This is a genomic window from Thermovirga sp. (assembly GCA_012523215.1).
In the GTDB taxonomy this organism is placed as follows: domain Bacteria; phylum Synergistota; class Synergistia; order Synergistales; family Thermovirgaceae; genus 58-81.
On the sequence record JAAYIZ010000045.1, the window covers coordinates 1 to 5,458 of the forward strand.

Annotated in this window: 6 protein-coding genes; 1 reads left to right on the plus strand and 5 read right to left on the minus strand. The window is 61.1% G+C overall.

Annotated elements, in window-relative coordinates:
* The 5 genes from GX108_01520 to nuoE form a co-directional block, all read right to left on the minus strand.
* On the minus strand, positions 1–128 hold a 128-nt coding region (locus tag GX108_01520; protein NLO55724.1), incomplete at its 3' end, for an NADP oxidoreductase.
* Entirely contained in the window at positions 128–2,182 is a 2,055-nt protein-coding gene (locus GX108_01525) for a molybdopterin-dependent oxidoreductase (GenBank protein ID NLO55725.1), read from the minus strand. The genes GX108_01520 and GX108_01525, both read right to left, overlap by 1 nt.
* 19 nt (positions 2,183–2,201) lie before the next feature.
* The gene (locus GX108_01530; GenBank protein NLO55726.1) at positions 2,202–3,995 is read right to left on the minus strand and encodes an NADH-quinone oxidoreductase subunit NuoF; all 1,794 of its coding nucleotides are present in this window, start codon (positions 3,993–3,995) and stop codon (positions 2,202–2,204) included.
* Positions 3,996–4,009: 14 nt separating this feature from the next.
* Complete coding sequence (locus GX108_01535; protein ID NLO55727.1) at positions 4,010–4,378, minus strand: (2Fe-2S) ferredoxin domain-containing protein; 369 nt, start codon at positions 4,376–4,378, stop codon at positions 4,010–4,012.
* 23 nt (positions 4,379–4,401) lie between these two features.
* On the minus strand, positions 4,402–4,905 hold the full coding sequence (gene nuoE / locus GX108_01540) for an NADH-quinone oxidoreductase subunit NuoE (GenBank protein NLO55728.1): 504 nt from the start codon (positions 4,903–4,905) through the stop codon (positions 4,402–4,404).
* Positions 4,906–5,318: 413 nt separating this feature from the next.
* Between nuoE and GX108_01545 the strand changes: the two genes are divergently transcribed.
* Positions 5,319–5,458 (plus strand): hypothetical protein (locus GX108_01545; protein NLO55729.1); only part of this gene is annotated, 140 nt, incomplete at its 3' end.

Consider the following 5,458-nt stretch of genomic DNA (forward strand, 5'->3'; position numbering starts at 1 on the left):
ACGATGGGGGAATAGACGATATCGACCATTTCGATCAGATCCACCAGCCGTTCGTCAATATCGAGAAAGGACATGTGGCAACCCGCGCAGGCTTCAAGCCATACGGTGGCCACCTTGACCTTCGACATCAGTTACGCACCTCCTCGAGCAAGACCATCCGTGCCTCCGTCGGAGGCTTCTCACTGGCGTACACGTTCTCGCAGGGCGATCCCTCCGGTCTCCCCGGTTGGACCCCCAGGCCGGCCGCGAGGTCCTTCAGGATCGACGCGAGGCCCCTGACCTCTCCCTTGGGGGGGACGACCACGTTGAGCCGGCGCCTCTCGCCCTCGATGGTGCAGTAGTGCCCGCTCCGCTCGTACCAGGCCGGCGCCGGCAGGAGCACGTCGGCCAGGTTCACCAGCGGTTGGGCCCAGAAGGGGCATTGGACGACGACGAACTTCGTGCCCGATATAGCGGAAAGGCTCGCCGCGTCCTCCGGGACCAGCCCCGAGGAGTAGACGTAGAGGAAGTCGAGTTTTTTCTCGCCGATCCAGGGCTCCTTCGCCAGGACGGTGTTGATGGTGCCCAGGCTGTTGCCGCTCGATACCAGGGGAACGACGCCGATGCCGTCGTCGAAGAAGGCCCCGCATGCTATGGCCAGGTTCACCGCCGAGGTCACGGCGGCGGGGTTCCTTGAGAGGCACCCCCCCAGGAGGAATACGGGTTTACGGGCAGCCCTGAGCCGCTCGAGGATCCCCTCGATGGTTTCCTCGGGGATGCCTGTCTTCTTCGACAGCCGGGCCATGGCGTCCTGGTCGGACCCGACTTGGCCGCCGCCGGGGACCTTGAAACTCGCCACCAGGTCCACTAGCCCCTGGACAAGGGCCGCGCTCTGCTCCGGCGTCGGGGCGACGGCGTCGATGTCGGTCAGGTCGCCGTAGGGGTTCGGTTTGCAGGAGATGTTCAGCAGGGCGGCCCCGTTCCTGAGGGCGCCCACCCGCATGTAACTGGCTATGACCGGGGCCTCATCGTCCGGTTCGGCCGAGAGGTTGACCAGGCAATCGCTCTCCAGGATGTTATGGGCGGCGGTGAAGGGGCGTACACCCTGCCTGCTGAAGGGCTCAAACCCCTTGACGAAGCCCCTGAGGATGTCGCCGTCGAAGGTGTCGAGGCGCTCCATGCCCAGCCCATCCTTGAAGAGGGATACGAAAAGGGCCAGTTCCTCGTCGGTGCAGAGGCTCGACACCAGGACACCGTCGCTGTCGGCCTCGTGGGCTTTCTTGAACTTCTCGGCCACCAGCCCCAGGGCCTCTTCCCAGTCGGCCTCCCTGTAGTGGGAGCCCTCCCTGATCATGGGGACGGAGATGCGCTCCCTTTCCGAGGACCTAGGCAGGGTCCAGCGGCCCTTCCTGCAAAGCTGGCCGCCGTCGGGTTCGGTGACGGCCGTCCCCTCGACCCTGGCTATGCTGCCCGTCCGGACGTAGACCTTGATGCGGCACCCGACCGGGCAGAGGGGGCAGACGCTCTCGATCACGTCGTCGCAATCCTTCCTCCGCCCGCGGTAGGCGAACTCCCTGAGGGTGATGGTCCCCGTGGGGCAGACCTGCGCGCAGGCGCCGCAGGTGGTGCAGGTGTCGCTCTCCCCCAGCCGGCGCCCCAGGTCGGAGATCACCGTGGCGTTCCAGCCCCTCTTCTGGAGGTCCAGCGTGTGGGTCCCCACCTTCTCGGCGCAGACCCTTATGCAGCGGAGGCAAAGGATGCAGCGGTTGTGGTCTATCTGGATGTCCCTGTGGGTGGCGTCGTTCTCGAACCCCGCGTAGAGGTAGGGGTAGCGGACGCTGTCCATCCCGTGTTCTATGGCCAGGTCCTGGAGTTCGCAGTCGCCGCTCTGGGAGCAGTACATGCAGAAATGGTTCCGCCCGGCGAAGATCAGTTCCAGCATCTGTCTCCGGTATTCCCTCAGTTTTTCCGTCTGGGTGTGCACCACCATGCCGTCCAGGGCAGGGGTGGTGCAGGCCGTCAGCATCTTGGGATTCTTCTCAACCTCGACGACGCACATGCGGCAGGACCCTATGGGGGTCAGCCCCTCGAGGTAGCAGAGGGCGGGGATGTAGACGTCGTTCTTGCGGGCCACTTCCATGATGGTATCCCCCTGGGCCCCTTTGCATGATTTACCGTCAATGATAAGGGTGATATCTTTCATCCTTCTATCCCCCCGCCTATTATTCTTTGGAGACTGCCCCGAAAGGGCAGACTTCCAGGCATGTCCCGCACTTGATGCACTTTTCCTGGTCGATCACATAGGGGGTGTTCCTGTCGCCGGAGATACATTTCACGGGGCAGTTTTTGGCGCAAAGGCCGCACTTCCTGCACTTCTCCGTGTCGATGACGTAGGAGATGAGGGCCTTGCAGACCATAGCGGGGCACTTCTTGTCCCTGATATGGGCCTCGTACTCGTCCCTGAAATACCTCAGGGTCGTGAGGACCGGGTTGGGCGCCGTCTGGCCAAGGCCGCAGAGGGACATCTCCTTTACCATCACGGCCAGGTCTTCCAGTATCTTGAGGTCTTCCATCCGTCCCTTCCCGGAGGAGATCTTGTCGAGGATCAGGAGCATCTGCTTCGTGCCCTCCCGGCAGGGGACGCATTTGCCGCAGGACTCCCTCTGGGTGAACTCGAGGAAGAATTTTGAAACGTCCACCATGCAGGTGTCCTCGTCGATGACCACCAGGCCGCCGGAACCCATGATGGCCCCCGCGGCGGTGAGGGACTCGTAGTCCACCGGGAGGTCGAGATGTTCCTCGGCGAGGCATCCTCCCGAGGGGCCCCCGATCTGGACGGCCTTGAACTTCCTGTTGTTCAGGATCCCGCCCCCCATGTCGAAGACGATATCCCTGAGGGTCGTGCCCATGGGCACTTCGACGAGGCCCGTGTTGTTGACCTTGCCGGTCAGGGCGAAGACCTTCGTCCCCTTTGACTTCTCCGTCCCTATGGAGGCATACCAGGCCCCGCCGTTGCGGATGATGTTGGGGACGTTGGCCCAGGTCTCCACGTTGTTTATGTTGGTGGGTTTGCCCCAGAGGCCCTTGTTGGCCGGGAAAGGGGGCCGGGGATAGGGCATTCCCCGCTCGCCCTGGATGGAGGCCATGAGGGCGGTCTCCTCGCCGCAGACGAAGGCGCCGGCTCCTTCCTTGATGTGCAAGTGGAAGGAGAAGTCCGACCCCATGATGCTGTCGCCGATGAGGCCGTACTCTCCGGCCTGGGCTATGGCGCCCCGGAGCCTCTTGATGGCCAGGGGGTATTCGGCCCGGCAGTAGATGTACCCCTCGTCGGCCCCTATGGCGTAGGCGCCCAGCATCATGCCCTCGATGACGGCGTGAGGGTCGCCCTCGAGGAGGGACCTGTCCATGAACGCCCCAGGGTCGCCCTCATCAGCGTTGCAGATGACGTACTTCTTATCCCCCTGGGCTTTCCTGCAAAATTCCCATTTAGTACCCGTGGGAAACCCGCCGCCGCCTCTTCCCCTTAGTCCCGAAGTCCTTACCTCGGTGATCACTTCCTCGGGTTTCATGGAGGATAGAGCCTTGGCCAGGGCCTCGTAACCATCCCTGGCGATGTATTCCTCGATATTGTCGGGGTTGATGTAGCCGCAGTTGCGGAGCGCGATGCGGAGCTGCTTGCTGTAGAAGGGGATGTCCCTGTAATGGGGAACCTTGAATTTCTTGTCCGGCGTCGTGTAGAGGAGGCGCTGGACCAATCGCCCCTTGTAAAGATGCTCCTCGACTATCTCCGGAACGTCGTCGACGGACACCCTGCAGTAGAGGGAGCCTTCGGGGTAGACCACCACTATGGGTCCCATTTCGCACATCCCGTGACACCCGGTCTTGACCAGCGCCACTTCCTGGTCGAGGTCTCTTCGTTTTATCTCCTTCTCGAGAGCTTCGAAAACGGAAGGAGAGCCGCTGGCGGTGCAGCCGGTCCCCTTGCAGACCAGCACGTGGGCACGATAAAAAGCCATTTCCTTCAAGCCCCCTAGTCGGTTTGTCCGATGACCTTGTCCTCGACGATGCGGCCGTTGACAAGGTGTTCCCCGATTATCCTGACGGCGTCCCGGGGTGCGACCTCGCCGTAGGTCGTCCGCGGCTCTCCGGGTCTGATGATGTCCACCAGGGGCTCCTTTTGGCACATGCCGATGCAGCCGGTGGTCTCGACGGCCACATCCTTCAGTCCCCTCTTGTCCAGTTCCTCCAGGATCGCCGTCATAACCTCCCTGGCCCCTGCCGCGATCCCGCAGGTGCCCATCCCGATGATCACCCTGGTGGCACCCCGTGAACGGGCGGACGTGAGGTCCTTGGCATTCTCCTTGATCTTCCTGAGATCTTCCAGGCTAGTCACTTTCACCGGTGTTCACCTCCAGCGTGGGCCTATTCATAGGAGCTCAGTATTTCCATCACCTTGTCCGGCGTGAGCCGTCCATGGGTCTCCTGATCCACCATCATGACGGGGGCGAGCCCGCAGGCCCCCAGGCAGGCGACGGGCTCAAGGGTGTACCTGAGATCCTCGGTGGTGCCATTTTCCTCGACATCGAGTACCTTCTTGATCTTGTCGAGGATGGCGAGGCTTCCCCTGACGTGGCATGCCGTACCCCTGCAGACCCGGACGATGTGCCGTCCCCTGGGTTTCAGGTGGAACTGGGCGTAGAAGGTGGCCACACCGAAAAGCTCCGAAGGGGGGATCTTCAATTCCCGGGAGATCGCCATCAGGGCCTCCTCCGGGAGGTAGCCGAACACTTTCTGAACCTCCTGCAGGACGGGGATCGTGCCTCCACGCTCGCCCTTCCAGGGAGCCACGATCTGCTTGGTCCTCTCTTCCATTTCCTGTCTTTTCGGACTCACTCTCCATCTTCCTCCTTCGAGTTTTAAAGGCATGAACGTACCGGCGGACAAGACCGCGTCGATGTCGCCAATCGGGAAACCTGTCGGGTCATTTCGCAAACAATTGAAACCGATAGTGAAAGCGAACGCAACAGTGGAAAAAAGGGAAACAGGGCATTTGCCGTGAACAATATTGAACATAAAGGGCATTATCGACCAGAAATTGAAGGTTCAACAAAAGAGAAATATATTCAAAGCAAAAGATATTTCATATCTCTTCTCTGAAATCCGAGTGGATCTCCGGACCCGAAGACCTGAAGCATCGGCCCTGGTCTCGTGCCGTTGGAGGTCCCTGGAAACAGGGCCGCCTCTCGTGAACCGGGAAGGAGGTGTTCGGTTCCCGCCCATCGCCGCCTGCAAAAGTATTCTTACCGATGTTAACCAGTTGAGACAGGGAGGGGAAATACATGGCCATTAAATACCAGGTAAAAACCGTTGTCATCAATGGTGTCAGCCAGAGAGTGGTTGCCGACGCCGAAGAGAAGCTGGTCAACGTGATAAGGCAACAGCTCCACCTTACGGGGACAAAACTGGGGTGCGGGCAGGG